Origin of the sequence: Myxococcus sp. CA051A (assembly GCF_013336705.1) — a bacterium.
Taxonomy (GTDB): Bacteria; Myxococcota; Myxococcia; order Myxococcales; family Myxococcaceae; genus Myxococcus; species Myxococcus llanfairpwllgwyngyllgogerychwyrndrobwllllantysiliogogogochensis.
Genome location: NZ_JABUMS010000080.1, coordinates 1 through 499, shown reverse-complemented (window position 1 = coordinate 499; position 499 = coordinate 1). Strand labels below are relative to the sequence as shown.

The window sequence follows — 499 nt, the reverse complement described above, 5'->3', positions numbered from 1 at the left end:
CGGCCGGAGCGGACCTGCTCGTAGGTGGTGAAGAGTTCCTGGAAGAGGAGCCCGAGGCTCCATCCATCCACGATGAGGTGGTGCAGCGTCCAGAGGATGCGCCACGTGCGCTCATCCGTGCGGATGACCGTCAGTCGCAGCAGCGGTGGTGTGCGCAGGTCGAAGCCACGAGCACGGTCCTCGGAGACGAGGGTCTCGAAGCGGCTCTGCTGCTCGGCCTCATCCGCGCCGCGCCAGTCGTGCTCCTCCCAGGGGAGGGTGGCCTCCGGGTGGACCCACTGGAGGGGCTGGTCGGCATCCTCGGCGACGAAGGACGTGCGCAGCGAGGGCTGCCGCTGGATGACGGCTTCCCAGGTGCGACGGAAAGCGGTCATGTCCACGGCGCCGCCGAAGGTCCACGCCAACTGCGTGACGTAGACGCCGGAGCCCGGGGCCGTGAGGGTGTGGAAGAGCATGCCCTGCTGCATGGGCGACAGCGGATAGAGGTCGTCCGCCAGCG

The 499-nt window shown here is 68.9% G+C and carries 1 protein-coding gene; it reads right to left on the bottom strand.

What is annotated here, in order from left to right; genetic code table 11:
• On the bottom strand, window positions 1–499 hold a 499-nt coding region (locus tag HUA74_RS44995; protein WP_174459517.1), incomplete at both ends, for a condensation domain-containing protein.